At 64.9% G+C, this 26,684-nt stretch carries 20 protein-coding genes; 8 read left to right on the top strand and 12 right to left on the bottom strand.

Annotated elements, in window-relative coordinates; genetic code table 11:
• Position 1: 1 nt before the first annotated feature.
• Positions 2-469 (bottom strand): hypothetical protein, encoded by a 468-nt coding sequence (locus ACO550_RS07990; RefSeq protein ID WP_315593557.1) that lies wholly within the window; start codon positions 467-469, stop codon positions 2-4.
• A 42-nt stretch (positions 470-511) separates the two neighbouring features.
• Positions 512-1,369 carry an SDR family oxidoreductase gene (locus tag ACO550_RS07985; protein ID WP_315593558.1) on the bottom strand — a complete coding sequence of 286 codons (858 nt, stop codon included), beginning with the start codon at positions 1,367-1,369 and terminating at the stop codon, positions 512-514.
• Positions 1,370-1,727: 358 nt separating this feature from the next.
• On the opposite strand from ACO550_RS07985, the gene ACO550_RS07980 reads away from it, so the two are divergent.
• A complete protein-coding gene (locus tag ACO550_RS07980; protein WP_315593592.1) occupies positions 1,728-2,327 on the top strand; it encodes a ParB-like protein in 600 nt (199 codons plus the stop codon).
• Positions 2,328-2,339: 12 nt separating this feature from the next.
• On the opposite strand, the gene ACO550_RS07975 is transcribed toward ACO550_RS07980, so the two are convergent.
• The 5 genes from ACO550_RS07975 to ACO550_RS07955 all read right to left on the bottom strand — a co-directional run bounded on the left by ACO550_RS07975 (position 2,340) and on the right by ACO550_RS07955 (position 6,952).
• Positions 2,340-2,915, bottom strand: a complete 576-nt coding sequence (locus ACO550_RS07975) for a hypothetical protein (RefSeq protein ID WP_315593559.1) — start codon at positions 2,913-2,915, stop codon at positions 2,340-2,342.
• 114 nt (positions 2,916-3,029) lie between these two features.
• On the bottom strand, positions 3,030-4,109 hold the full coding sequence (locus ACO550_RS07970) for a DNA topoisomerase IB (RefSeq protein WP_315593560.1): 1,080 nt from the start codon (positions 4,107-4,109) through the stop codon (positions 3,030-3,032).
• A gap of 135 nt (positions 4,110-4,244) precedes the next feature.
• Positions 4,245-5,174: an alpha/beta hydrolase family protein gene (locus ACO550_RS07965; RefSeq protein WP_315593561.1), complete on the bottom strand. Its 930-nt coding sequence runs from the start codon at positions 5,172-5,174 to the stop codon at positions 4,245-4,247.
• Complete coding sequence (locus tag ACO550_RS07960; RefSeq protein ID WP_315593562.1) at positions 5,161-6,351, bottom strand: DUF3182 family protein; 1,191 nt, start codon at positions 6,349-6,351, stop codon at positions 5,161-5,163. The genes ACO550_RS07965 and ACO550_RS07960 overlap by 14 nt, the downstream gene beginning before the upstream one ends.
• 79 nt (positions 6,352-6,430) lie before the next feature.
• Positions 6,431-6,952, bottom strand: a complete 522-nt coding sequence (locus ACO550_RS07955) for a low affinity iron permease family protein (RefSeq protein ID WP_315593563.1) — start codon at positions 6,950-6,952, stop codon at positions 6,431-6,433.
• Between the two features lie 238 nt (positions 6,953-7,190).
• Between ACO550_RS07955 and ACO550_RS07950 the strand changes: the two genes are divergently transcribed.
• Entirely contained in the window at positions 7,191-7,547 is a 357-nt protein-coding gene (locus tag ACO550_RS07950) for a BON domain-containing protein (RefSeq protein ID WP_315593564.1), read from the top strand.
• 79 nt (positions 7,548-7,626) lie between these two features.
• Here the strand turns inward: ACO550_RS07950 and ACO550_RS07945 are convergent, their stop codons facing one another.
• The 5 genes from ACO550_RS07945 to ACO550_RS07925 all read right to left on the bottom strand — a co-directional run bounded on the left by ACO550_RS07945 (position 7,627) and on the right by ACO550_RS07925 (position 11,640).
• The gene (locus ACO550_RS07945; RefSeq protein ID WP_315593565.1) at positions 7,627-8,091 is read right to left on the bottom strand and encodes a PRC-barrel domain-containing protein; all 465 of its coding nucleotides are present in this window, start codon (positions 8,089-8,091) and stop codon (positions 7,627-7,629) included.
• 77 nt (positions 8,092-8,168) lie between these two features.
• Positions 8,169-8,735, bottom strand: a complete 567-nt coding sequence (locus tag ACO550_RS07940) for a hypothetical protein (protein ID WP_315593566.1) — start codon at positions 8,733-8,735, stop codon at positions 8,169-8,171.
• A gap of 78 nt (positions 8,736-8,813) precedes the next feature.
• Entirely contained in the window at positions 8,814-9,143 is a 330-nt protein-coding gene (locus ACO550_RS07935; protein ID WP_315593567.1) for a hypothetical protein, read from the bottom strand.
• A gap of 106 nt (positions 9,144-9,249) precedes the next feature.
• Complete coding sequence (locus ACO550_RS07930; RefSeq protein ID WP_315593568.1) at positions 9,250-10,095, bottom strand: sensor histidine kinase; 846 nt, start codon at positions 10,093-10,095, stop codon at positions 9,250-9,252.
• A gap of 141 nt (positions 10,096-10,236) precedes the next feature.
• Entirely contained in the window at positions 10,237-11,640 is a 1,404-nt protein-coding gene (locus ACO550_RS07925) for a sigma 54-interacting transcriptional regulator (protein WP_315593569.1), read from the bottom strand.
• 291 nt (positions 11,641-11,931) lie between these two features.
• Here ACO550_RS07925 and ACO550_RS07920 point away from each other — a divergent pair, with 291 nt between their 5' ends.
• The 6 genes from ACO550_RS07920 to malQ all read left to right on the top strand — a co-directional run bounded on the left by ACO550_RS07920 (position 11,932) and on the right by malQ (position 26,678).
• On the top strand, positions 11,932-12,984 hold the full coding sequence (locus ACO550_RS07920) for a sigma-54 interaction domain-containing protein (RefSeq protein ID WP_485994541.1): 1,053 nt from the start codon (positions 11,932-11,934) through the stop codon (positions 12,982-12,984).
• Positions 12,985-13,345: 361 nt separating this feature from the next.
• The gene (locus ACO550_RS07915) at positions 13,346-16,639 is read left to right on the top strand and encodes a maltotransferase domain-containing protein (protein ID WP_315593570.1); all 3,294 of its coding nucleotides are present in this window, start codon (positions 13,346-13,348) and stop codon (positions 16,637-16,639) included.
• The gene (gene treS, locus ACO550_RS07910) at positions 16,636-20,031 is read left to right on the top strand and encodes a maltose alpha-D-glucosyltransferase (protein ID WP_315593571.1); all 3,396 of its coding nucleotides are present in this window, start codon (positions 16,636-16,638) and stop codon (positions 20,029-20,031) included. The genes ACO550_RS07915 and treS overlap by 4 nt, the downstream gene beginning before the upstream one ends.
• A complete protein-coding gene (gene glgB / locus ACO550_RS07905; RefSeq protein ID WP_315593572.1) occupies positions 20,018-22,291 on the top strand; it encodes a 1,4-alpha-glucan branching protein GlgB in 2,274 nt (757 codons plus the stop codon). The genes treS and glgB overlap by 14 nt, the downstream gene beginning before the upstream one ends.
• A 32-nt stretch (positions 22,292-22,323) precedes the next feature.
• Entirely contained in the window at positions 22,324-24,471 is a 2,148-nt protein-coding gene (gene glgX, locus ACO550_RS07900; RefSeq protein ID WP_315593573.1) for a glycogen debranching protein GlgX, read from the top strand.
• Entirely contained in the window at positions 24,468-26,678 is a 2,211-nt protein-coding gene (gene malQ, locus ACO550_RS07895; RefSeq protein WP_315593574.1) for a 4-alpha-glucanotransferase, read from the top strand. Before glgX ends, malQ begins: the two co-directional genes overlap by 4 nt.
• Positions 26,679-26,684: the final 6 nt, after the last annotated feature.

The following is a 26,684-nucleotide window of genomic DNA, read 5'->3' as shown; positions in this document are numbered from 1 at the left end:
ATCAGCTGTGGCCCGCGACCTGACGGTCGACGTAGTGCTCGAGCTCACTGCCTGGATCCTCATTGCCGGTACTGTCTTCAGCCACTGCCTCCTGGGCCACCGGCGCGGCATGGTCGTTCCGCGCTACGTTGCCATTGCGCGTGCCGGGCATTGGCCAGCATTCGCCTTCCGGTGCGTCGACCAGTGAAGGCAGGTGATGCGGGTCGAAGTCGCTCCACTGCCCGCCTTCCCATTTGCCACTGGCGCGCTCGCAATCGCAGGCGCCGCCTTCGCGCAGCGCATCCAGCGCCTCGTCGCGCCGCTCGCCCTTGGCGCGAGCGGCCAGCAGAACGCCGGGCGGCCGCGCGCCGCCGGGGTCCACCGACATGATGGATACATCCCAGACCGAAAATCCGCGCGCATACAGCTTCTGCGCTACCTTCTCGGCCTCCGGAATGGAGGCGAAGCGACCGGCGACAATCGATGACATGATCGTTCTCCCTGTGATCAGGTGTAGCGGCAAATATCGTGGTCAGGCATTGACCACTTCCCCGCCGTTGATATGGAGGACCTGGCCTGTGATATAGCTCGCGGCATCGGAAGCCAGGAACACATAGCCGGCTGCCACCTCGAAAGGCTGCCCCGGACGTTCCATGGGCGTCTTCTTGCCGAATTCCGCGACCTCCTCCGCACTGAATGTTGACGGGATCAATGGGGTCCAGATCGGCCCCGGCGCCACACCATTGACGCGAATCCCGCGCTTGACCACCTGAAGTGCCAGGGAACGCGTGAAAGCGACAATCGCCCCCTTGGTGGCCGAGTAATCGAGCAGATGCGCGCTACCCCGGTAGGCGGTGACCGATGTGGTATTGAGGATGGTCGCACCCTTGCACAGATGAGGCAACGCCGCGCGTGTCACATGGAACATGGCAAACACATTGGTGCGGAACGTGGACTCGAGCTGTGCGTCGCTGACATCCTCGAGCGAGGGTTGCGGATGTTGCTCCGCGGCATTGTTCACAAGAATATCGAGACATCCAAACTGCGCTACGGTGTCGGATACGACCTTGTCGGCGTGAGCCACCTCGCCAAGATCTCCCGCAATGGCCAATGCCCGCTGTCCGGCTTCGACGATCAGGCGCTCGGTCTCCGCGGCATCCTCGTGCTCATCAAGGTACGCGAACGCGACGTCCGCCCCTTCCCTGGCGAACGCCACGGCGATGGCCCGGCCAATACCGCTGTCGCCGCCGGTCACCAGCGCGACCTTGCCACGCAGTTTTCCGCTCCCGACATAGTCGTCTGAACCGCTATCGGGCTGCGGGACCATCTCACTTTCCAGGCCCGGTTGCTGGTCCTGGTGCTGCGGAGGGAGCTTGCTGGGGGTAGACATGGTTTTCCTGACGAATCTCGCGGCATTGCATTGCCATTGGACATGTGAGGCGCAAATTCCGTGCCGCGCCGGCAACGGCACCCAGCGGCAATCCGGCGCCTTCGCTTCACCTGCCCTCGCGTAACCATTACAAGCCGTGGCAAGGTTTGCCGCAGGCACATGCGGGTTCATCCCACCCAGGGCACGAAGCTTGCTGTAATCCGGACACCGCATGCTCCGGAACCAACACGCCATGACGAAGCAAGAATCGCAAAGAACGGCCGAAGCGAAGAAGCCAACAAAAGCATCAACGAAAGCGATAACGAAAGCGTCAACGAAGAAGAAGCCGGTCAGGCTACTCAGGGAAGGCGCTGCACTGATGGTTCCGGTCGATCATCTGCGGCCTACGCAGATCACCGTAGGGGGCTACCACGTGGCGCAGAAGATTCACGTCACGCGTCGCCTGTCACACGCGGACCTGCCGCGCTTTCTCGACAAACATCGCATTCACGTGGTACTCGGGCCCGAGCAATCGCTCTACGTTGTCGACCACCACCACTGGGTCCGCGCCTGGCACGAGATGGGCATCGTGATGGTGCCGGCGATCGTGCGCGCGGACCTGAGCCATCTTTCCGAGCGCAAGTTCTGGCAACAGATGGTGGCCACCCACATGGTCCATCCCTACGACGAACATGGCAGGCGGCGCCCGCTCAAGGAACTGCCCCCGGATATCCACGCGATGCGCGACGATCCGTATCGCAGCCTGGAAGCCTTCGTGCAATTGTCAGGAGGTTATCGCAAGGTCAAGGCCGCGTATCCGGACTTCCGCTGGGCCGACTTCTTCCGCAAGCATATCGAGGGACCATTCGATACCCACCACGCGTTCGCGGGTGCACTGGCAGAAGCGGTGAAGCTCGCGTTGAGCACCAAGGCACGCGGCCTGCCGGGCTATATCGGGCCGTGCAAGCCGGCCCGATAGCCGCGCGGCAGTTCAGGCCGGCCGGGCCTCGGCAGCGTTGTGGCGCGCGCTGCGTCGCGCTGTATCGCGCGCCAGCGCCAGCACACAGCACAGCAGCAGATAGGCGCGCTTGAACTCGCCCGCGGCTTCGCGCTGGCTGCCGCTACGAGCATGCTTGAAGCCAGCATCGAGCCGGTCTTCGATACCTTGCTCGACACCGGCTTGCGTGTACAACGCACGCTCGCGGTTGCGCCACAACGCCATCGTCGTGGTGTGACGGCTGTCGAGCGCGGACGGCGACCACTGATCTTCGCCCAATTCCACGCGCATTTCGCACAGCGCCTGCATCAGCACGTGTGCCTGACGCAGATCCGGCCCGCGCACTGCACGCGCCACCCCACCCTTGCCGTAACGCGCCAAGGTAGCCAGCCGTGCGGCGGACAGTTGCCGTTTGGTCAGCGAAACGCCGGCAGACTCGCTGGACTTCGCAAGCGCGGCAACTTCGATTAAAGGAATATCAGCAGCAGGCAGCGTCTGGCGCGCCTCGGAATGCTTGGTTGCCGGGCTACTGCTGTCAGCCTGCTGGCAACTGATGACTTCGTGTTCCACCTTGGACCTCGATCGCTATGCGTTTCTGCTTGTTGTTGGTATCAGTAACGATGCAATAGCCGTGCCGGCCCTGCAGGTATGAAGCTGACGCCGGTTGGACGCCGGTGGGACAACTTATGCGGCCTTGCGCGACGTCAAGCCGGCGGCGCAGCTACTTTCCAGCAACGCCAGCAAGCGCGCCTCGTCGACACGCAGGCGCACGCCTGCACGCGGTGCCGGTAAAGCCTGCAAGGTATCGGCCATGAATGCCGCCAACACATCGGGATGCACATAGCATTTACGGCAGACCGCCACGGTATTGCGCAGGCGCTTGGCCACGGCACGAATCACTTCGATCACGGCCTTCTTGCGCGCCGTCTCGCTGTCGGCTGGAGTCTTGCGCAACAACGCCAGCGCATGCGCACTGCCGGCCCAGGTGCGGAAATCCTTGGCCGTGAAATCACCGCCGGTGACTTCCTGCAGATACGCATTGACGTCGGCCGAACCAATCTCGCGCACCTGGCCTTCGCTGTCCTTGTACTTGAACAGCCGCTGCCCAGGCAGGTCGGTGCAATTGCGCACGATGCGCGCGAGCCGTGCGTCATTGACCGAGACATCGTGGGTTACGCCGCTCTTTCCCGTGAACTGGAAGCGCAGGCGACTGCCGCGCACCGCCACATGCTTGCGATGCAGGGTGGTCAGCCCGTATGTACGGTTCTGTTCGGCATAGCGTGGCGTGCCCACGCGCACCAGTGTGGCATCGAGCAAGGTCACCACCGCCGCCAGCACCTTCTCGCGCGGCATGCCGTTGCGCGCCAGATCGCGCGATACGCGGCCGCGCAGATGCGGCAGGGCGTTGCCGAACGCCATCAGCCGCGCATACTTGTCGGCATCGCGCAGTACCGCCCAGTCGGCATGGTAGAGGTACTGCTTGCGCCCCCGCGCATCGCGGCCCGTGGCCTGCAGATGCCCGCACGGATCGGCGCAGATCCAGACCGCTTCGTAGGCGGGCGGAATTGCCAGCGCATGGATGCGAGCCACGGTGGCCGCGTCCACGCGCTTGCCAGTCGGACCGATATAGGTGAAGCCCTTGCCCGCACGCCGTCTGGTAATGCCAGCGTCGCTGTCGTCGACATAATGCAAACCGACCTTGCGCAAGGCGGCTGCCACGTCTGCAGGGGGATTGCCGGAATTGGCCGGATCTGAGGTTGTCATGTGCGTGCCCATACGCACAAGACATGCCATCCAGTCCACGCCAGCCTTTACACGGCGTCAGACCCCGACTTTGAAATTCTTACCTGGCAAGCAGTGGCAAATCGCAAAGCTTGCAAGTCCTGCAACCGTGTAGCGCTAACGGCGCTCGGGCCGGGGGCTGGCCGCGATGACTTGTGGGTCGTTGTCATCATCGTCGCCGGCAAGTGCCACCACCCGAGGCTCGCGAGGTTCATCTTCCTTGCTGCCCTGGGGATCGAGGCCGTCGTCGGGGTGCGGCACCTTTGGCGCCGTGGAAGCCTTCGATGGCCGCGCCGGCACTGCGGGGCCAGTCCGGGCTTCGGTCACCATCTCGCGCAGCCATCCGAGCAGCAACTTCGTATAGGCGCGCTGGCTGTCTTCGGTCGCCAAACCATGGTCTGCGCCCTTGAGCACCCGATACGTGATGGAGCTGGCCTGGATGCAGGCATCTACATAGCTCAGCACCGCCGTGTGCGGCACGATACTGTCGTGCTGCGATTCCACCACCAGAACGTCGCCTTTGAAATTCGTGCAGGCACGCAGCGCACGATTGGTATCGGCCGCCACCACCTTGCGGCGATAGGCAACCAGATCCTGGTCATGATGCAGCTGGCGCTTGGGCGATTCCCAACCACTGTCCATATACAGCGCTGGTGCCCGAAACGCGAGCCAGCGGACCGGACGCAGTTCGCACAGCACGGCGGCCAGATAGCCGCCATAGCTGCTGCCCACCACGGCAATCGCATTGCGGTCCACTTCGGGATGCCGCACCAGCATGTCATATGCAGCCAGCACATCGGCCAGGTTGCGCATGCGGCTGACCGTCTCGTACTGTGCGGCGGTGCCGGCATGGCCGGTCAGGTCGAAGGTCATGCAGACCGCCCCAAGGCCCGCCACTTCGCGCGCGCGCGCCAGGTATTGCTGCTGGCTGCCACCCCAGCCGTGCACAAACAGCACGCCGGGCAACTTGGTGGCTGGCGAGATCACCGTGCCGGCAATCATCCCTCCTTCAGTATGGATCTTGATCGACTCTTCATGTGTGGCCATCGGATACGGACTCCAGTCTTGCGTATTTGGTCAGTGCGCCAACGCTGCGGTCTTCGCCCTGGAAGTAGACGTCCGCATCGGCCGGCACGTTGGGATTCTCTCCGTAGATCTCGCAGGTGCTGGCGGTGGCGCGCATGCATTGCGGGTCGGCCCGGAACGCCGCCAGGGCCGCCAGTTCGGCACCCGTGGCACCGCCCACGCGCCAGGATTGCTCGAGTACCCCCAGGCGCGGCACGCCATGGTCCGTGCCAAGCGCCACATCGTAGTTCGAGCGCGACACCAGCACATCGGGGAAACAGGCCACCGCCGCCGCGTGATACGCAATGGCGGCACGCACGGCATCGCGCAGATGCAGTTCGACCGGATGCGCCAGCAGGTCTTCCAATGTACCGCGCACCACACGCAACGTGGAACCGCCATAAACCTGCTGCCCGGTATTGTTGGGCGTCAGGTCCTGCGTGCCGCAATAGCTCGCACGCAAATCGCCGATTTCTACCTGGCCGACACTGAACGTCCTGACGGCATCGAGATTGCGCTCGATAACCAGCCCTTCGGTGGCCAGGCGCGCGGCGTCGATGGCTTCCAGCGCGGCATCCAGTTCCTTCTCGGTCGCCACCACCTGCTGGCCCAGGCCGCCGATGCCACATGGCTCCTTGAGGCGCACCTTGCCATCGGCCAGCATCTGCCGGCCGGCACGGCGCGCATCTTCCAGCGAAAACACCGTAAACCCTGGCAGCACATGCGCGCGCACCCGCTCGGCAAACGGCTCGCTCCAGCCGGCGGGCGCCGCGGCATCGGGCGCGACAAGGCCATGTGAAATCGCCTTGGTGCCAATGAACGCATGCGGCACCACCCCGCCCAGCAGGTCCTGCAATCCGGTAATGCCCAATTGCCGCGCGCAATCGACACCGGTCAGCGTGTCGGCCGGCACGAAATAGAAACGCGCCTGCGCGGGCGGCAGCGCTGCAGCGTCATAAGTGCCGGCAAACCTGAAACCGGCAAGCTGCGCCACACGCTGGGCGATGCCCTTGAGCGTGGTGCCCTGGTGGCTGGCCGGATCGTCGCAATCCGCGCGGCCGTATGCCACCACGTGCACATCGCGTTCATTCGGGTCCGGGGCGGCGATTTCCATCGCCACTGCGGTAGCTGCTGCATCGGGAGTCGCCGGGGTTGCCAAGGTAGGCTCCTCTGCGGCCAGGCCGCATTTGCCAGTTGGAAATCGGAATTCAGGATTGCATCAATTGCCTCGTCCGCTACTAGGCCTGGGCGGTGTGGTTGCGCCGTTCGGCGCGCCGCGCCGGGCGCTCATCGCGTCGAGAGCGTCGCAAGCTTGCCTTCTCCTCATGGTTCTGCTGCGCCTCGTCTATCGAATGACTGCATTTGACCCCGCCCTCCTCATCGGCAAGTTTTGCCAGGTGACGGTAGAAGGTCACGAGTTGCCGCAGTTCCTCTTCATCGAGATCCTCGATCGAAACCAGGTGATTGCTGGCTTCCCGATGCGACGCCAGCAACTCGTTGAGCTTCAGGTGCACGGCCATCGCATCCTTGTTCTGGCTTTGCTGGATCAGGAAGACCATCAGGAAGGTAATGATCGTGGTACCGGTATTGATGACCAGTTGCCAGGTTTCCGAATAGCCGAACATGGGCCCGGTCACGGCCCATGCCATCACCACGAACACGGCCAGCACGAATGCCACCGGTGAACCGGCCTGTCGCGTGGCCGCGCCGGCAAAGTGGTCGAACAGATGCAGGATGCGACGATGCGCGGGCTGATGCATGAAACGCTCCCATGCCTGACAGGACTGTCTACATTGTAGGGAGCGCCCTCTTGCAGTTTCAGTCGGTGTCGTCCTACAAGGATGTCATCCGGCACCGTGACAAGTCGTTTTTACAAGCAACGATCCGGAACCAGGGCGCCCGCGTGGGCATGGCGTTTGCGTCTCACCGGAGTTCCGGGCGTGGCCTGGCGTTGCGTGACGCCGCGCCGCGTCGATCACTCACCGACTAAGGACCACCATGATGCAGACCGAAAGCCAGGCGCCCGAACGGACCAGCCCCGATGACGAAGACGAACTGCTGCGCGAGCGCGTGGGAACATGCATCGCCGAGTTCTGTGGCGGCGACATGCCCGATGGCGTGGCCGTGCATGTGGTGGCGCGGCGCGTAACGATTACCGGCCGCGTGGACGACATCGATATCTCCCAGCGCATCGAGAAGGCGGCATCGACGCCGCCGGGCATTCTCGGGGTCTCGAACCAGCTTACCACGCGCGTGCCCGCACCGCAGCAACCGCCCGGACAGCCCGTGCAGGCCACAGGCATGCGGGCCGACCCGTCGGACAAGCCGCCTGGGCAGGTCAATCACAAGGTGTGACCTACTCGATCCCCCAGGCAAAATACCCCTGCCCGCCTTTGAATTTGCCATTGGCGGGCAGGGGCACTTCAACGCTTCATTACGCCCACGGGTCGTAACGGTCCTTCTCCCAGTACGGCGAGATACCGTAGTACTCGTGAATGCTCGTGGCCCATTGCGAATTGGCCATGGTGGGCCAATGCTCCTTGTCAAACCCGGGCGCTTCCTTGATGCGATCCTTTTCGACGCCGAGCACGAAACATTTCCGGCGCGTGTCAAGCGTCAACGCCGACCACGGCAGCGCATGGAGTTTCTCGCCGATACCGAGGAAACCGCCCATCGCCATCACCGCATAGGCAATTCGCCCGCCGAGCACGTCGAGCATGATGTGGTCGATGGTGCCGATCTCCTCGCCAGAGGGGTCCACCACCTTGTTGCCTTCGAGCGTGTCCGAGGCCATCACGAACGGGCCGCATCCAGCCATGTTCTGATCAACATCGCCAATGATCGACGCGCCGCGGGCGGGCGTGCCGGAGGGCGGTACTTGCGGGTCAATGGGCTTCATGAGCAGATCCTCCTGCGTGGGAAATCAAGTTCGAAAGGTTGCAATACCTAACCTGCAGTCTTTACAGTCTTCATCGTTCAGCGGACCGCGGGCCTGGGCGGCGCCAGCGGATCAAAATCCTTCCACTGACCGTCGCGCCACTGGCCTTCGGCACGCTCCACATCCAGCGCGCCGTTCTGGCGCAACTCGTTCGCGACCAGCGCGGTATTGTCGGCGCTCACGTGTGCCGCCAGCAGGACACCGGCATGGCGCACCGGGGTGGGCTGGCGGCTGGTCAGCGAGAGCGCGCCCATCAATGAACCAGCATAGGCGCCCACACCGGTGGCAAACGCCATTACCAGCACCAGCACCCACGGCTGCACGGACGCGGCAAACCACACACGCTCCACCGCAGCCAGGCATAGGCCCAGCGCCAGGCCAGCCACGCCGCCAACCAGCATGCCGCGCCCGGCTCCCTTGCCCGCCTTGCGCGCGGCCGGGTCCACGGCTTCGTCGCCACCTATCGGATAGGTGCCATGCTGGCCCGGCGGATTGACATAGAACATGGTCAGATCGTCCTGGCGAACGCCCTTGGCCATCAGTCGTGTTGCAGTGGTCTCGGCCCGGGCAAATGTATCGAATCGTCCTGCGATGATCGTAGACATCCTGAGGCTCCGTTCAAGGCATGTTGCAATGCAATGGTGGGAAGGCGCACGAGGCGCCCGCTTTCATCGTGCTCCTGCCTACCGCTTCTTGTCGTGCGTAGCGTGCTTGTCGCTGGTGCCTTTGCGCTCGGCAACGGCTTTTTCGCCGGCCGGCTGATGCTGGCTACCCTTCTTCAGGGTCCAGTCCACATCGTCACGGCGGGTCTGGGTCTGTCTCTCGGCATGCTCGGCAGCACCCGGGGAAATCGGATCGCTGGCCGGAAAGGTCATGTCGAGCGATTCGTCGACGGCCGCCTGGTAAGTCTTGCTCGACTTGTCGGACTTACCGCTGCCGGTCTTGTCCGACGTCGACGACGACCGTTTGGCGGAAGGCTTGTGCGATCCCTTGGAAGCGTGGGCGTGTGACATGGCATCTCTCCTGTGGAGTATCGGATCCCGGACCCCTGTCAGCGGGGCCCTGCCAGGAAATCATGCAAAGCCCGGGCCAGCATGCCACCGTAGCGTGAGAAGCGCTTTATGCCGGCGGTGTAATCGGGTTACTCGCGTCGCTCGTCTTGCGCGGGAATCGCACCGCGATGCACACCGTGACGTTGTCGTTATCGGCGCAATCCTCGTTCTCGGCGGTCAGTGTGGCGCCTTGCAGTTCCACCATGCGTCGCGTGAGTAGCAGGGCCGTACTCTGGCGCGGCGAGTGGCTACCCTCGGGCGGCATGCGGCGACCAAAGAAGTCCGTCAAGGCACCCAGCCGCGTAGCTCCGCGCGAGCGCTCGATCGGCTGGCTTTCGGTGATGCGGAACTTGATGTAGTCGGCCTCGGCAGTCAGGAACACGCGCACTGAGCCGCCCGCTGGCGCACGCCACAGGCAGTGCACCAGCAAGTGCCGCAGCAGCGGTCCGATACGCAATGAATCGCCGGGCACGATAAAGCCGGCACCATCGGAACTCTTGCATTCAAGCGGCGCCAGGATGACACCGCGAGCCTCCGCCGCTGGCCGCTTGTCGTCGATGGTCTGTTCGGCCACCACGCGCAGGTCGGACTCCGCCCATACCGACGCGCGCTCGTCAGCCAGCAGGTGGATGCCCTCCTCCATTTCCTCGATCAGTGCCAATTGCTGCTGCATGCCCGAGCGCATGCCGTCCAGCGCTCGCTGCGCGGGCGCCGCAAGCGAATCGATCGAACGATCGAGCACATAGCTCCAGCTCTGGATCGCGTTAAGCGACGACCGCAGGTCATGCGCGGCCTGCTCGATCAGCGCCGTCACTTCGGCAATGCTGTGAACCACCGGCAGTTGCCCGGAAGGCGTGTCGTCCTGGGACGGCGCGCCGCTGACTTCGGAAGGAGTGCGCGAGGCATCAGCCATGATCAACCATCGGTTCTGTCATCGATCGGGAACTACATTTGCCCTTGTCACGCAAGAACCACGCAAGAACCGTGCACTACCCCGTACATCGGCCTTGCCACGATGGATCAAACCGCACGAAACGTGCGTGCGTCGCCCCACTCACGAGGCCGGAGGCGGGTTGGAGTCACCGTTACGCGCCGCACGCAGACTTTCGGGCAGTTCGCCCTTGGCGGCGTAATCTTCCAGACGGTTGTACAAAGTCTTCAAACTGATACCCAGAATTTCCGCCGCATGCTTCTTCACGCCGGCGCACTGTTCGAGCGTGGCGAAAATCAACTGGCGATCGGCCTCGGCCAGCGACATCCCTACCGGCACCGACACCACCGCGGCACCCGCGTTGGGCGCGGCCGCTACCTGCAGCGGAATCTGGACTTCGGTGATGACATCCTGATCGGCCATGATGTACGCGCGCTGCACGAAGTTGCGCAATTCGCGGACATTGCCTGGCCAGGCATGCATGCGCAGGCTTTCGAGCACCGACGATGAGAAGCGGCGTTGCGTGCCTTGTTCCCCGTTGAGTTGTTCGAGCATCGTATTGGCGATCTGCACCACGTCTTCACCGCGCGCGCGCAGCGGCGGCAGCTCGATCGGAAATACATTGAGCCGATGGTACAGGTCGGCGCGCAGCTTGCCGTCGGCTACGGCTTCCTCGGGATTGCGGTTGGTGGCGGCCAGCACGCGCACGTCCGCATGCGTTTCGCGGTTGGTACCCACCCGCATGAAGGTACCGGTCTCCAGCACGCGCAGCAACTTCACCTGCAATTCGTGCGGCATCTCGGTAATTTCATCGAGGAATAGCGTGCCGCCGTCGGCGCGTTCGAAATACCCCTTGTGCTGACGGTCGGCGCCGGTAAAGCTGCCGCGCTCGTGACCAAACATTTCCGTTTCGATCAGCGTGGGTGAAATTGCACCGCAATTGACCGCCAGGAAGGGCTGGCGGCGGCGCGCCGACAACTCGTGCACGGTCTGTGCCGCCAATTCCTTGCCCGTACCGCTTTCGCCAATCAGCAGGACGGTAGCTTCGGTCGGGCCGACCTTGCCAAGCTGGTCATAGACTACCTGCATCGCCTCGGAACTGCCCAGCAGCCGTCCAAAGCGGCCATAGCGGCGTAGTTCGCCGCGCAATGAATGCACTTCGGCGCGCAACTCGCTGGTCGTGGCGATGCGCTTGAGCACGGTCTGCAACCGCGTAACGTTGATGGGCTTGACCAGGTAGTCGGTGGCACCGAGGCGCAATGCCTCGACGGCAGACTCCACGCTGGCATAGCCGGTGGTCAGGATTACCTCGACGCCGCTGGAACCGACCTCGTCGAACAGTTCCATGCCATTGCCATCGGGCAGGCGCAGGTCGGCCAGGATGGCATCGGGCACACGCCAGCCTATCTGCAGACGCGCTTCGCGCAGATTGCCGGCCGTGGCGGAAGAGAAGCCTTCAATCGCCACGATCTCCGCCAACGCCGCGCAGGCGTTTTCGTCATCGTCAACGATCAGGATATGTGGCATAGGAAGGTCGGATGGCGTCGTCTTGCCGGCGTCTGGTTGTCATGGGCCCTGTGGGCTGGTGGTTGATCCGTCACCGCATGCACGCCCGGAAAACAGACGTGCAACGATAGGCTGAAGTGTAGCGACCGTGTCCTGCACCTTATGCCGGTGTCCGTCTGACACGCCTGTGGGACCTTGCCGCGACAGTGCCCCAGGCGGTAGCCACCCGGCGCGCGAGCGGATAGCATGGTAGCCATCTTCCACCATTCCGACGCGCTTGCGTACCCTACCGCCGCCCCCTGGAACAGAAACATGGCGCAAGGAGTGCAAGCCCCATCGACATCCGTGTCAACCACTGCCACGCTACCTCCCGGACGCCCCGCCCCGCCGCCACCTCGTGCTCCGGGCCGCAGAGTCGTGCCAGCCCAGGTCTCGCTGCTCTGGGAAAGCACCTCGCCCGCCATGCAGCGCCTGATTGGCCAGCTCAACCGCGTGGCCAATACCGATGTGACCATGCTGGCTGTCGGCGAAAGCGGCAGCGGCAAGGAGGTGGTCGCGCGCGCCGTGCATGAACGCAGCAGCCGGAGGGGCGGACCTTTCGTAGCCGTGAATTGCGGCGCCATCGCGCCCACGCTGATCGAATCGGAACTGTTCGGCCACGAGAAAGGCGGGTTCACCGGTGCGCTGGAGCAAAAGGCCGGCTATTTCGAGCAGGCGCAGGCGGGAACGCTGTTCCTGGACGAAGTTACCGAAATGCCGGCGGAGATGCAGATCAAGCTGCTGCGCGTGCTGGAGAGCCGGTCCTTTCATCGCGTGGGTGGCGATACGCCACTGGTCAGCGATGTCCGTATCCTGGCAGCCACCAATCGCGACCCGATGGATGCGGTGCGCGGCGGCCAGTTGCGCGAGGACCTGTTGTACCGGCTGGCTGTCTTCCCGCTGCATATTCCCCCGCTGCGCGAGCGGACCGAGGACATCGCACCGCTGGCGCGCCATTTTCTGGACGAGTTCAACGCAATCGAGCAAACCGAAAAGGCGTTTGCGCCCGGCTCCCTCGAACGCCTGGTTCGCTACGACTGGCCCGGCAACGTGCGCGAACTCAAGAACACGATCTATCGCGCCTATATCCTGGCGGACCGTCAGGTCGAGATCGGCAATCCGGGGCTGGCCAGCCAGCCCCAGCGCCCCACCACCGTCGACGGCGTGGTCAGCGTTCGGGTGGGTACCACGCTGGCCGACACCCAGCGCGAAATCATCCTGGCCACCTTGGCCAAGTTCGATGGCGACAAGCGCCAGGCCGCCAAGGCGCTTGGCATCAGCCTGAAGACGCTCTACAACCGCCTCGACGTCTATCGGGCCGGCTGAAAGCCCACTCCCATCAGGCACGCGCCCGCCACACCGGCGGGCGTTTTTGTTTGCGGTGAGCGGTGTTTCTCCTGCGATTGGCCTGCATCTTGCCTGCATCTCACCCGTTTGGAGGTGTGCATCGGGCATCGCAAGGGCATTCCTACTCCACCGGCGTCCGTCGCCATGTACTTCTTACACGGCTGACCTATCAGAAGTGTTGTCAGACATCCTTTGCGAAGCGTTGCTGCACCGCACTTCAGGAGGCCGGTGCCACCTTGCGCCAGTGACTGGCACGTGATTCGCATGTCCTCATGGAATTGACCATGACACTGGTGCGCCCAACCTGCCCCTGGGCGCTCACGGCCAGAGGACGTGTGACGTGCGCATTTGCCAACTCAACCTGAAAGAACTGCGGGCAGTGGACGACGACGCGCTTGCCCGCGCAGTGCAACTCGGATTCGACCATGTCCTGCTAGCGGGATGGTCCGCCCCTCAGATACGGCCCGACCTACTGGGCGCCGCGCTCGCGGCCTGTCGCCGGCACGGCCTGGCGCCGCTGCTGGACCTGGCGCTGGACCGCTTCCCCAAGGACGCCGCCGCCATGCACGATGGCTGGGTCGATCATGCCCGGCCCGCAGGCAGCCCCGATGCCACCGACAATCATCTGCCGGGCGTGCGCGTGCGGTGGTTTGACGACGCTACCGCCAGCCAGCTGGTGGCATGGTGGAGCGCCCAACTGGGCGATGCCGTGGCCGCCGGCGCGGCAGGTTTCTGCTGTCGTGCGCCAACCCGTGTGGCCGGAAGACACTGGACCGAACTGATCGAGACCCTAAAGCGCCGTGGCGATGCGCCGGACACGAGCCAAGCTCCGATATTCCTGGCCTGGACCCCCGGCAGCACGCCGCAGCAACTCGATGACCTGGCCTTTGCGCCATTCGATGGCGCCTTCTGCTCGCTACCGTGGTGGGACTACCGCAGCGCCTGGCTGACCGAGGAAATTGCCCGGCTGCGCCGCTTCGGCCGGGTACTGGCCGCTCCGGCACTAGCGCCCGACGGGGTCGACGTATTGGCCGCGCGGCGCGCACTGTGGACTGCCGCGGCAATTGGCGATGGCTGGCTGGTGCCAGCCGGATATGAAACGGGGGCGGCCGCCGTACATGACACCGCGCCAGTGGCGCAGGCTGACGGCCACCCGGACGATATCGTCGATGCGCCTTACGACCTGACGCACGAGGTCATGCAGGCCAATGCATGGCTCGCCGCGCAGGATGGCGAGCCGGCAGTGGCGGTGCGCCAGGTCAGCGGGCCCGATGCCCCCCTGACGGTGCTGGCACGCGTCCCTGGCCATCTGGCCAACGGCGCCGCCGGTACGCCGGCCCTTACCGTGGTGCTGAACCCGTGTCCGCTGCAGCCGGCATCGTTCGGCGTCGATCGCGTGCTGAGCGCGCTGCCGCAGCCGGCGGCTACCCTGGCCCCAGCTGAAGGCGGACCAGGCGGCACGCTTGAGGACGGCACCGGGCTCGGTCCATGCGGCACCATTACGCTGCCGCCGGCCGATATCCGCCTGTTCGAAGCCTTGCCGACCCCGACTGCGACGCCGGCAAAGCGCAACGGATCGGCGCGCAAGGCGTCTGAGCGGGCCCTGGCTACGGCGCTGGAAGCGCCACGTGTCGCCATCGAGAACCTGTCGCCCACCACCGACAATGGACGCTTCGCGGTGCGCCGCACCGTGGGCGAGCGCGTGGAAGTCAGTGCCGATATCTGGATGGACGGGCACGACAAGCTGGCCGCGGTGGTGCTATGGCGTGGCCCCGGCGAACAGGCCTGGCATGCCTCACCCATGGTTCATATCGTCAACGACCGCTGGCGTGGCAGCTTCCCGATAACGGCACTGGGCCGTCACGAGTTCACGGTCGAAGCGTGGCGCGATACGTTTGCAAGCTGGCTCGACGAAGTCGGCAAGAAACGCAAGGCGGGCGTCGACATCCACCTCGAGATCGAGGAAGGCGCACGGCTCGTGGCGGAAACGCTAGGCGCACCGGAAGGCGGTGCAACAGCCGAGGCCAGCGCGGTGCTGGCCGACCTGTCTGGTGCGGCCGACGACAATGCACTGCGGCTCGAGATCCTGCTGTCGCCACGCACCGAAGCCGCCATGCGCGCGGCCATGAGCACCCCGGCCGGCCGTCCGTTCGCCAGCCGCTATCCCACCGTCATGCCGGTCGAAGCGGACCGGCTCGCGGGTCGCTTTGCAAGCTGGTACGAACTTTTCCCGCGTTCCGAAAGCGGCGATGTGAACCAGCACGGCACGTTCGATGACGTGATCCGACGCCTGCCCGCGATTCGCGCGATGGGTTTCGACGTACTGTATTTCCCGCCGATCCACCCGATCGGCCAGGCCCATCGCAAGGGCAAGAACAACAGCCTGAAGGCCGAGCCCGGCGATGTCGGCAGCCCTTATGCCATTGGCAGTGCCGAAGGCGGGCACGATGCGCTGCATCCTGAGCTTGGCACACTGGAGGATTTCCAGCGCCTGCGGCGCGCGGCCGCAGGCATGGGCATCGAGCTGGCACTGGACTTCGCGATCCAGTGTTCGCCAGACCATCCGTGGCTACGCGAACACCCCGAATGGTTCTCGCACCGTCCCGACGGCACGTTGCGCTACGCCGAAAATCCGCCCAAGAAGTACGAGGACATCGTCAACGTCGATTTCTACGCCCCGCCGCCGGCGGCCGAGCAGCTATGGCAGGCGCTGCGCGATGTGGTGATGTTCTGGGCCGACCAGGGCGTGCGAATTTTCCGCGTCGACAATCCGCATACCAAGCCGTTGCCGTTCTGGGAATGGATGATTGCCGACGTGCGCGCCAAGTACCCGGACACGCTGTTCCTGGCCGAGGCCTTCACGCGGCCCAAGATGATGGCGCGGCTGGCCAAGCTTGGGTTCGCGCAGTCGTACACGTACTTCACCTGGCGCAATACCAAGGCCGAGCTGACCGAATATATGACGGAGCTCACGCAAAGCCCGCTGCGCGAGTACTACCGGCCGCATTTTTTTGTCAACACGCCCGACATCAACCCGTTCTTCCTGCATGACGGCGGACGCCCCGCTTTCCTGATACGTGCGGCGCTGGCCGCGCTGCTTTCCGGCCTATGGGGCATGTACAGCGGATTCGAGGTCTGCGAAAGCGCGCCGCTGATACTGAACGGCGTGGAGCGCGAGGAATACCTCGACTCAGAGAAATACGAACTGCGCGTGCGCGACTGGAATGCGCCCGGCAATATCGTCGCCGAAATTTCGCGCCTGAACCAGATCCGCGCCAATCACCCGGCGCTGCAGAACCATCTTGGCCTGCGCTTCTATCACGCCAGCGATGACGCCGTGCTCTACTTCGCGCGCTTCGTTCCCACCGGCGCGGAAGGTGCCGGCGCATTTGGCGACGATGTGCTGCTGGCCGCGATCAACCTCGATCCCCGCGCGCCGCGTAAATGCGAGATCGAACTGCCGCTCTGGGAATGGGGATTGCCCGACCATGCCGCACTCGACGTGGAAGACCAGATGTTCGGCACCCGCTTCACCTGGCATGGCAAGCGTCAGCACATCACCCTGGACCCACACGAACTGCCATTCTCGCTCTGGCATGTCCGGCCCCAACAACAACCGGGAGACACGGCATGAAGCGACTCTCCGAGCGCGCCAACGCCGCAATGCTCAACGCCGACCCACTCTGGTACAAGGATGCGGTCATCTATCAACTCCACATCAAATCGTTCTTCGATGCCAATGGCGATGGCGTGGGCGACTTTGCCGGACTGCTGGCCAAGCTCGACTACCTGGTCAACCTTGGCGTCGATACGGTCTGGCTGCTGCCGTTCTACCCGTCGCCACGGCGCGATGACGGCTACGACATTGCCGACTATCGCAATGTGCACCCCGACTACGGCACGCTGGCCGAGGCCAAGCGTTTTGTCGCCGCGGCGCATGCGCGCGGCTTGCGCGTGATCACCGAACTGGTCATCAACCACACCTCGGACCAGCATCCGTGGTTCCAGCGCGCACGCAAGGCCAAGCCAGGCTCGGCCGCGCGCAACTACTATGTCTGGGCTGACAACGACCAGAAGTACGCGGGCACGCGCATCATCTTCTGCGACACCGAGAAATCGAACTGGAGCTGGGACGCCGAAGCGGGCGCCTATTTCTGGCACCGCTTCTATTCGCACCAGCCCGACCTGAACTTCGACAATCCGCAGGTGCTCAACGAAGTGCTGTCGGTCATGCGCTTCTGGCTCGATATCGGCATCGACGGCCTGCGGCTCGATGCCGTGCCCTACCTCGTGGAACGCGAAGGCACCAGCAACGAGAACCTGCCCGAGACGCACGAGGTGATCCGCAAGATCCGGCGCCATCTGGACGAACACTACACGGGACGCATGCTGCTGGCCGAAGCCAATATGTGGCCCGAGGACGCCCAGCAGTATTTTGGCGGTGCCAGCAGCGGCGGCACGGCCGACACCACGGGCGCCGCCAGTCCCGACGGCGGCATTGTCGGCGACGAATGCCAGATGTCGTTCCACTTCCCGCTGATGCCACGCATGTACATGGCCATCGCGCGCGAGGACCGCTTTCCGATCACCGACATCATGCGGCAGACGCCAGAGGTGCCGCCCAACTGCCAGTGGGCGATCTTCCTGCGCAATCATGATGAACTGACGCTGGAAATGGTCACCAGCAGCGAGCGCGACTACCTGTGGGAAGTCTATGCGTCAGATCGCCGCGCGCGGATCAACCTCGGCATCCGCCGCCGACTGGCCCCGTTGATGGAACGCGACCGACGCCGCATCGAGCTGATGAACAGCCTGCTGTTCTCGATGCCGGGCACGCCCGTGATCTACTACGGCGACGAGCTCGGCATGGGCGACAACATTCACCTTGGTGACCGCGACGGCGTGCGCACGCCGATGCAGTGGTCGCCCGACCGCAATGGCGGCTTCTCGCACGCCGACCCCGAGCGGCTCGTGCTGCCGCCGCTGCAGGGACCGTTGTATGGCTACGAAGCGGTCAACGTCGAAGCGCAGACGCGCGATCCGCATTCGCTGCTGAACTGGATGCGCCGCATGCTGGCGCTACGCCGGCAGCATCGTGCATTTGGCCGCGGCACACTGCGTTTCCTGTTTCCGGGCAACCGCAAGATCCTGGCGTATCTGCGCGAGTACGACGGCGAGCACATCCTGTGCGTGGCCAACCTGTCGCGTGCGCCGCAGGCCGTGGAGCTCGACCTGTCCCAGTTCAATGGCCGGGTGCCGGTGGAAATGCTCGGTGCCACGCCCTTCCCCGCCATCGGCCAGCTGACCTACCTGCTGACGCTGCCACCGTATGGTTTCTACTGGTTTGTGCTCAGCGAGGACGCGCAACCGCCCTCGTGGCATGTCAACGCGCCCGAACAAATGGTCGATCAGGTCACGCTGGTATTGCAGAACAACGCAGGGCGTTCAGAACTGACGGAGTCGGCGCGCCGCGCGCTGACCACCGAGGTGCTGCCGAACTATCTGGCGCGGCGCCGCTGGTTTGCCTCGAAGGGCGAGCGCATCGAACGCGTCAGTGTTGCCTATGCCTGGCCAATCGTCAGGGCCAACAGTGGCGAGGAAATCTGGCACTGTGAAGTCGAGGTGGCACTACCGGGCCGTACCGAGTGCTACCAGCTTCCCGTCGCGCTGATGTGGGACCGCGAAAACACCGATGGCATGTCGCAACTGGTGCACGGTCTGTCGATGGCGCGCGTGCGGCGCGGCAGTCGCGTGGGCGTAGCCACCGACGGTTTCGTGGTCGAGCCGTATGCACGAGCCGTGGTGCAGGCGATGCGCGACGGCACGAGCGCCGAAACCACGCATGGCACGATCCGCTTCCTCGCGGAACCGGGCCTTGCAACCGCACCGCTCGAAGACGAGCCGGTGCAGTGGATGTCGGCCGAGCAATCGAACAGTTCGCTGGCATACGGCAATACCGGTGTGCTCAAGCTGGTACGCCGCGTGGCCGGGGGCATTCATCCCGAAGCCGAAATGACGCGTTACCTGACCAGCCATGGTTTCGCGCACTCGGCCCCGCTGTTGGGTGAGGTGGTGCGCACCGGTGCCGACGGCGCGCCGCACACATTGATGCTGCTGCAAGGCTATATCCTGAACCAGGGCGATGGCTGGGACTGGACGCTCGACTACCTGGGCCGTTCGATCGACGACGCGTTACCCGCCACCGAAAGCGAGGATGAGTTTGGCGAAGCCATGACCGGCTACGCAACCATGGTCGGCACGCTCGGCAAGCGCCTTGCCGAATTGCATGCGGTGCTGGCACGCCCCACGGACGAGACCGCGTTCGCCCCCGAACCCGCCAATGACGGCCATGCCGAGGAATGGGCCGACGAAGCGCTGCGTTCGCTCAATGAGGCGCTCGACCTGCTGGAAGCGCGCCGCGCCAAAGCCAGCGGCGATTTCGCGCGCGATATCGAAACGCTGCTGGCCGCACGCGACCGGTTGCCACGCCTGGTCGCACAACTGGCCACGGCCACGCCGGGTAGCCTGCAAACGCGTATTCACGGCGACTTCCACCTGGGTCAGGTGCTGATCGCGCAGAACGACACCTATCTGGTGGACTTCGAAGGCGAACCGCGCCAGCCGCTGGCATTCCGCCGCCGCAAGACCTCGCCACTGCGCGATGTCGCCGGACTGCTGCGTTCGCTCGACTATGCCGCCGCCACGGTCGGCACCGATCGCCAGGAGCGCACGCACGCGACGCTTCCGCCGACGCTGGCCGAACGTCGCGCGGCGTTGCTCGACCGCTTCCGCAGCACGGCGGGCCAGGCATTCCTGAACTGCTACCAGCAGACCATGGCCGCCGCGCCGCAAGCGTGGGTGACGCCCGACCAGTTGCAGCCGCTGCTGGACCTGTTCCTGCTGGAACGCGCAGCCTACGAGGTGGGTTACGAAGCCGCCAACCGCGTGGCATGGATCGACCTGCCCACCAGCGGCCTGGCCCGGCTGGTGCGCAAGCTGCTGGGAGACGAAGATGCCCGGCCCTGAAACCACCACGCTGGACCTGCCAGCGCCGGCATTGCCCGAACCGGTACTCGACGCACTGCGCGAGGGTCGACTGGCCGATCCGTTTGGGGTGCTCGGCCCGCATCGCGACGAACACGGCATTGCGGTGCGCGCGATCGTGCCCGGCGCCGCGGCCATGCAGTTGACCGATGCGCAAGGCCAGGTGCAGGCCGAGATGACCCGGCTCCATGCCGACGGCGTGTTTGCCGGCCGCCTGCCGGGCTTCGCGCAGGGCCAGCCCGTTGCACAGGACTACCGCCTGAAGATCCACTGGCCGGACGGCAGTGAACAGACCAGCGCGGACCCCTACGCATTTGGCCTGCTGCTTGGGGAGCTGGATCTGCATCTGTTCAACGAAGGCCGCCACCTCGAACTCGGATCGTGCCTGGGCTCGCAATGCGTGACCATCGACGGCATGCCCGGCGTGCGCTTCGCGGTCTGGGCACCGAACGCGCAACGGGTATCGGTGATCGGCGACTTCAATGGCTGGAACCCGGCCCGCCATCCGATGCGGCTGCGGCACGGTTCCGGTGTGTGGGAACTGTTCATTCCCCAGGCCATGGGTGCCGCGGGTGGCAGCCGCTACAAGTACGACATGACCGGCCCGCATGGCGAAGCGCTACCGGACAAGGCCGACCCGCTGGCGCAAGCCACCGAGCTACCACCAGCAACGGCATCGGTGGTGGCATGCGCGGGCCACGCCGCACCACCATTCGCATGGAACGATGAGGCCTGGATGACGCAGCGCGCGCATGCCGACCCGTACGCTGCGCCGATGTCGGTGTACGAACTGCATGTCATGTCATGGCAGCGCGCGGCCAACGATAGCGGCCATGGCTGGGACATCCTGGCGGAACGGTTGATCCCCTATGTGCGCGACCTGGGCTTTACCCATATCGAACTGCTGCCCGTGACCGAGCATCCGTTCGGCGGGTCGTGGGGCTATCAACCGCTGTCGCTGTTTGCACCAACCTCGCGGCTCGGCTCGCCCGAGCGCTTCGCCGCGTTTGTCGACCGCTGCCACCAGGCTGGCATCGGCGTGATCCTGGACTGGGTGCCGGCGCATTTTCCGACCGACCCGCACGGGCTGGCGATGTTCGACGGTACCTCGCTGTACGAGCACCAGGACCCGCGCGAGGGTTATCACCAGGACTGGAACACACTGATCTATAACCTTGGCCGCAATGAAGTAAGGGGCTTTCTGCTGGCCAACGCCGTGCACTGGCTCGAACACTTTCATGCCGACGCCCTGCGTGTCGACGCGGTGGCCTCGATGCTGTACCGCGACTACAGCCGTGAACCGGGAGAATGGGTACCAAACCGCTTTGGTGGCCGGGAAAATCTTGAATCGGTAGCGTTCCTGCGTGACCTGAACACGCTGGTGCGCGAGCGCTGCCCCGGCGCGCTGACCATCGCCGAGGAATCCACCGCGTGGCCCGGGGTCACCGCGAGCGTCGAATCCGGCGGCCTGGGCTTCCACTTCAAATGGAACATGGGCTGGATGCACGACACGCTGCGCTACCTGGCGCACTCGCCGGTCCATCGCCCGTGGCACCACGGCGACATGACGTTCGGCATGGTCTACGCGTGGTCCGAGGCGTTCGTGCTGCCGCTGTCGCACGACGAGGTGGTGCATGGCAAGGGCTCGATGATCGGCAAGGCGCCAGGCGACGACTGGCAACGGTTTGCCAACCTGCGCGCGTACTACGGTTTCATGTGGACCCATCCGGGCAAGAAGCTGCTGTTCATGGGCGGCGAGTTCGCGCAGTGGCGCGAATGGAACCACGACGAGGAACTCGACTGGGCACTGCTGGACCAGCCGGCGCATCGCGGCATCCACTCGCTGGTGCGGGACCTGAACCGACTGTATCGCGACCTGCCGGCGCTGCACGCCATGGACCATCGGCCCGAGGGCTTCCAGTGGATCGTGGGCGATGACCACCAGAACAGCGTGTTCGCATACCTGCGCCGCGCCGCGCCGAACAGCGCCGAGGTGATGCTCGTGGTGGTCAACATGACACCGGTCCCGCGCCACGACTACCGGCTCGGCGTGCCGTTCGCTGGCATTTGGGAAGAATGCCTCAATAGCGACGCCGGGATCTATGGCGGCAGCAATCTCGGCAATGGCGGCTGCGTCGAAGCCATCGCGGCGCCATCGCATGGCCAACCCGCATCGCTGTCGTTGCTGCTGCCACCGCTGGCCACGCTGATCCTGCATCACGTTCCCGATTCGAATGCATAACCAGAACAACCATCACGACAGGAGCACCACGCATGGCCAGCACTACCGTTGACCGGCTGTTGCCGGGCAAGCCATACCCGCTTGGTGCGCATTGGGACGGGCTCGGCATCAACTTCTCGGTATTCTCCGCGAACGCGAGCCGTATCGACCTGTGCCTGTTCTCCGGCAATGGGCGCAAGGAAATCCAACGCCTGCCGCTGCCCGAATGCACCGACGAAATCTGGCATGGCTACCTGCCGCACGCGCAGCCGGGTACCCAGTATGGCTTTCGTGCATTCGGCCCGTACGAACCGACGCGCGGCCACCGGTTCAATCCGCACAAGCTGCTGCTCGATCCCTATGCGCGTGCGTTGAGTGGCCCCGTGCGCTGGTCCGACGCGCTGTTTGGCTACCGGCTCAACAGCCCGCGCGCCGACCTGACGCCAGACCGCCGCGACAGCGCGCCGACCATGCCCAAGGGCGTGGTCATCGACGAAAGCTTCAACTGGGGCGATGACCGTCCGCCGGGCGAGCCATGGGCCACGACATCGATCTACGAAGTGCATGTGCGCGGTGCGTCGATGCAGCGAGAAGACCTGCTGCCGCAGTATCGCGGCACCTTCTCGGCGCTGGCCGATCCACGCTTTATCGACCATCTGCACCAGCTCGGCGTATCGTCGATCGAACTCCTGCCGATCCATGCGTTCCTGCAGGACCGCTTCCTGATCGAGCGTGGGCTGCGCAACTACTGGGGCTACAACACGCTGGCGTTCTTCGCGCCGGAACCACTGTATCTGTCCGGCCGCCAGCACCACGAGATGAAGATCGCGATCCGGCGCCTGCATGCCGCGGGCATCGAGGTAATCCTCGACGTGGTCTACAACCACACGTGCGAGGGCAACGAACTCGGGCCCACCATGTCGTGGCGCGGGCTCGACAATGCCAGCTACTACCGGCTGATGCCCGGCGACGAGCGCCACTACATCAACGACACCGGTTGCGGCAATACGCTGAACCTGTCGCATCCGCGTGTGCTGCAGATGGTGATGGACTCGCTGCGCTACTGGGTGGAGGTGTTCCATGTCGACGGCTTCCGCTTTGACCTGGGCAGCACGCTGGGCCGCGAAAGCAATGGTTTCGACCCCGGCTCGGGCTTCTTCGACGCAATCCTGCAGGACCCCGCGCTGTCGCGCGTCAAGCTGATCTCCGAGCCGTGGGACCTGGGCCCCGGTGGCTACCAGGTTGGCAATCATCCGCCCGGCTTCGCGGAATGGAATGACAAGTTTCGCGATAACGTGCGCCGCTTCTGGCGTGGCGACGCGGGACAGCGCGGCGAGCTGGCGGCGCGGCTGACCGGCTCCGCCGACCTGTTCGACCGGCGCCATCGCAAGCCGTGGGCCAGCGTCAACTTCATTACCGCTCACGATGGCTTCACGCTGGCGGACGTGGTCAGCTACGCCCACAAGCACAACGAAGCCAATAACGAGGACAACCGCGACGGCAACGACGACAATGCCAGCGCGAACTGGGGCCCGAACGGTGGCGTGGAGGGCCCGACCGATGACGAGGCGATACTCGAAACCCGGGGACGCGTGGCGCGCGCGATGATGGCCACGCTGCTGCTGTCGCAGGGCACGCCAATGATCACTGCCGGCGACGAATGGGGGCGTAGCCAGCAAGGCAACAACAATGCCTATTGCCAGGACAACGCACTGTCGTGGCTGAACTGGGACGATGCCGCCAATCCGTCGAATGCGCCGATGCGGCGCGTGGTCAGCCGCTTGCTTGCCTTGCGCCGCCAGTTGCCGGTGCTGACCGAGAACCGCTTCGTGCATGGGCGTTCGCGACCGGCGCCGGGCCTGCCCGATATTGCATGGTTCGGCCCCGATGGCAATGAGCTGACCAGCGAGCAATGGGCCAACCCCGAAGACCGTACGCTGGCGCTGCGTCGCGCCACGCACAGCCAGGATGAGGAAGTCGAGGTCATCCTGCTGTGTCTCAATGCCAGCCCCGACGATGTCTCGTTCACGATGCCGCCACCGGGCGAAGACTGGCACCTGCTGTTCGACAGTACAGCCCCCGACCTCGAGGACGAGCCGGTTGCGCTCGATGAGGGCGGGCAGTCCACTTACACGGTGGCCGCCCACGGCCTGGCCCTGCTGGTGGCGGCGGTGCCCAAGGACGAGGACCCTTCACGATGAACGGCAACGACCCACTACGCCAACTGGCCTTGCGCGCGGGCTTGCAGCTCCAGTGGCGCGATGCCTGGAACCGGTCGCAGACGCTGTCCGACGAGGCGCTGCATACCGTGCTGACCGCATTGGATTTGCCATGTGACACACCGGGACAATGCGAGGCATCGCGTGCGCGCCTGCACGCCGACGATGCCGCGCACCCGTTACCACCGTTGATTACCGCGGACCAGTACAAGCCCGTTGCGGTGCCGTGGACCCATACGTTGCAGCAGCGGCCGTATCGGCTCGAACTCGAGGACGGCTCCAGCGTGGAAGGCATCGCGCACCGCACCGCCGATGGCGTCATGGAGATTGCCCCGATTTCGCAATGGGGCTACCACCGCCTGCACCTCGGCGAGGCGCAAACTACCGTGGCCGTGGCGCCGCCGCGTTGCTTTGGCGTGGCCGACGCGCTGGCAGCGTCGACACGCCCGGTACTGGCAAGCAAGCCATGGGGCCTTGCGCTGCAACTGTATGGATTGCGCCGCGGGGCGGACATCGGCATCGGTGACCTGACCACACTCGCGCTGGTCGCCGAAGGCGCCGCGCGGGAGGGTGCCGATGCCGTAGCAATCAACCCGCTGCACGCCGGCTTCTCGGCATTGCCGGAGCGCTACAGTCCATATTCGCCATCGAGCCGCATTTTCTTCAATCCGCTCTATGCCGACCCGGCGCGCGTGTTTGGCGTGGACGTGTTACAGCGGGCAACCGCCGAACTCGGCATCGGTGCGGTACTGGCCGAAGCCGAGCGCCGCGCGGAAATCGACTGGACAGTCGTGGCCGAGGCACGCCATGCGCTGCTGCGCTGGCTCTGGGACCGCCATGACACGCTGCTGGGCCCGGCACAACGGCAGGCATTCGCGGCATTCAGGGCGCGTGGCGGCAACGCGCTGCTGGCCCATGCCAGCTTCGAGGCCATCCAGGCGGAACTGCTGGCAGCAGCACGAACTCCCGCCGAGGTGCATGACGCGTCGGACTGGCGCCGCTGGCCCGTTACGCTGCGCAGCCCCGACGGCGCCGCCGTGGCGGCCCGGGCGACCACCAGCGCCGAGGCCATCGGCTACCACGAATTCCTGCAATGGCTGACCGCGGACGGCCTGGAAGATGCCCAGCGCCGCGCATGCGCGGCCGGCATGGCCATTGGCGTGATTGCCGACCTGGCGGTTGGCACCGACCCCGGCGGCAGCCATGCATGGACGCGCCAGGACGAGATCCTGAACGGCTTCCACGCCGGCGCCCCACCCGACCTGTACAACCCGCGCGGCCAGGACTGGGGCGTGGCCGTGTTTTCACCACGTGGCCTGCGCCGCAACGGCTATGCCGCGTGGATCGAGATGTTGCGCGCCAACCTGGCCCATGCGGGTGGGCTGAGGATCGACCATGTACTGGGGCTCGCGCGCATGTGGCTGGTACCGGCTGGCGCGCCGGCCAGCGCCGGCGCCTACCTGAGCTATCCGCTCGACGACCTGCTGCGGCTGGTGGCCATCGAATCGTGGCGGCATCGCGCCATCATCATTGGCGAGAATCTGGGCACCGTGCCGGAAGTACTGAACGCGGCGCTGGAGCAGCGCGGCGTACTCGGCATCGATGTACTGTGGTTTGCACGCGAGCCGGATTCCCCCGCAGCCGAAGCCGAGCCCAAGACTACGCCGGGTCCCGGCGAAGCACCCACGGCGGCGGAACCGGTCAGCGCGCCATTCCTGCCGCCTGAACAATGGCCAGCGCTGGCCGTGGCCACTACCACGACTCATGACCTGCCCACCATCGCCGGCTGGTGGTCCGGCAACGACATTGCCTGGCGGGCCCGGCTGCATCAACTGGGCACCGACGAAACCGAATCCGGCTTGCAGGATTTGCGAGCCACCGAGCGCAGCGCACTGTGGCAGGCGATGTGCAACGGCGGCGTGGCCCACGGCGCCGAACCTGCAGCGGATCTGGCGCCCGTGAATACCGTACTGCGCTGGCTCCATCGCGCAGCCACCCCGTTGCGCCTGGTACCGCTGGAAGACCTGCTGGGCTTGCGCGAGCAGCCCAACCTGCCCGGTACAACGTCTGGCCACCCGAACTGGCAGCGACGGCTCGGCGCCGACGCCCGCACACTGTTCACCGATGCCGGGATCGAACAGCGTGTGGCCACCGTGCGCGACGGCGGCAACGGAAGCAGCGATGTCTGAGGCGTT

This window comes from Cupriavidus sp. (genome assembly GCF_057315035.1).
Note: the sequence above shows the minus strand (reverse complement) of the source record. Positions and strands in the feature narration are given on the sequence as shown.

Coding starts and splice junctions, on each gene's coding strand:
- ACO550_RS07955 (WP_315593563.1), bottom strand. CDS start 6,952: ATGCATCAGCCCGCGCATCGTCGCATCCTGCATCTGTTCGACCACTTT.
- treS (WP_315593571.1), top strand. CDS start 16,636: ATGAAGCGACTCTCCGAGCGCGCCAACGCCGCAATGCTCAACGCCGAC.
- glgB (WP_315593572.1), top strand. CDS start 20,018: ATGCCCGGCCCTGAAACCACCACGCTGGACCTGCCAGCGCCGGCATTG.
- ACO550_RS07940 (WP_315593566.1), bottom strand. CDS start 8,735: ATGTCTACGATCATCGCAGGACGATTCGATACATTTGCCCGGGCCGAG.
- ACO550_RS07920 (WP_485994541.1), top strand. CDS start 11,932: ATGGCGCAAGGAGTGCAAGCCCCATCGACATCCGTGTCAACCACTGCC.
- ACO550_RS07945 (WP_315593565.1), bottom strand. CDS start 8,091: ATGAAGCCCATTGACCCGCAAGTACCGCCCTCCGGCACGCCCGCCCGC.
- ACO550_RS07980 (WP_315593592.1), top strand. CDS start 1,728: ATGGTTCCGGTCGATCATCTGCGGCCTACGCAGATCACCGTAGGGGGC.
- ACO550_RS07965 (WP_315593561.1), bottom strand. CDS start 5,174: ATGGCCACACATGAAGAGTCGATCAAGATCCATACTGAAGGAGGGATG.
- ACO550_RS07930 (WP_315593568.1), bottom strand. CDS start 10,095: ATGGCTGATGCCTCGCGCACTCCTTCCGAAGTCAGCGGCGCGCCGTCC.
- ACO550_RS07925 (WP_315593569.1), bottom strand. CDS start 11,640: ATGCCACATATCCTGATCGTTGACGATGACGAAAACGCCTGCGCGGCG.
- ACO550_RS07970 (WP_315593560.1), bottom strand. CDS start 4,109: ATGACAACCTCAGATCCGGCCAATTCCGGCAATCCCCCTGCAGACGTG.
- ACO550_RS07950 (WP_315593564.1), top strand. CDS start 7,191: ATGATGCAGACCGAAAGCCAGGCGCCCGAACGGACCAGCCCCGATGAC.
- malQ (WP_315593574.1), top strand. CDS start 24,468: ATGAACGGCAACGACCCACTACGCCAACTGGCCTTGCGCGCGGGCTTG.
- ACO550_RS07935 (WP_315593567.1), bottom strand. CDS start 9,143: ATGTCACACGCCCACGCTTCCAAGGGATCGCACAAGCCTTCCGCCAAA.
- ACO550_RS07985 (WP_315593558.1), bottom strand. CDS start 1,369: ATGTCTACCCCCAGCAAGCTCCCTCCGCAGCACCAGGACCAGCAACCG.
- glgX (WP_315593573.1), top strand. CDS start 22,324: ATGGCCAGCACTACCGTTGACCGGCTGTTGCCGGGCAAGCCATACCCG.
- ACO550_RS07990 (WP_315593557.1), bottom strand. CDS start 469: ATGTCATCGATTGTCGCCGGTCGCTTCGCCTCCATTCCGGAGGCCGAG.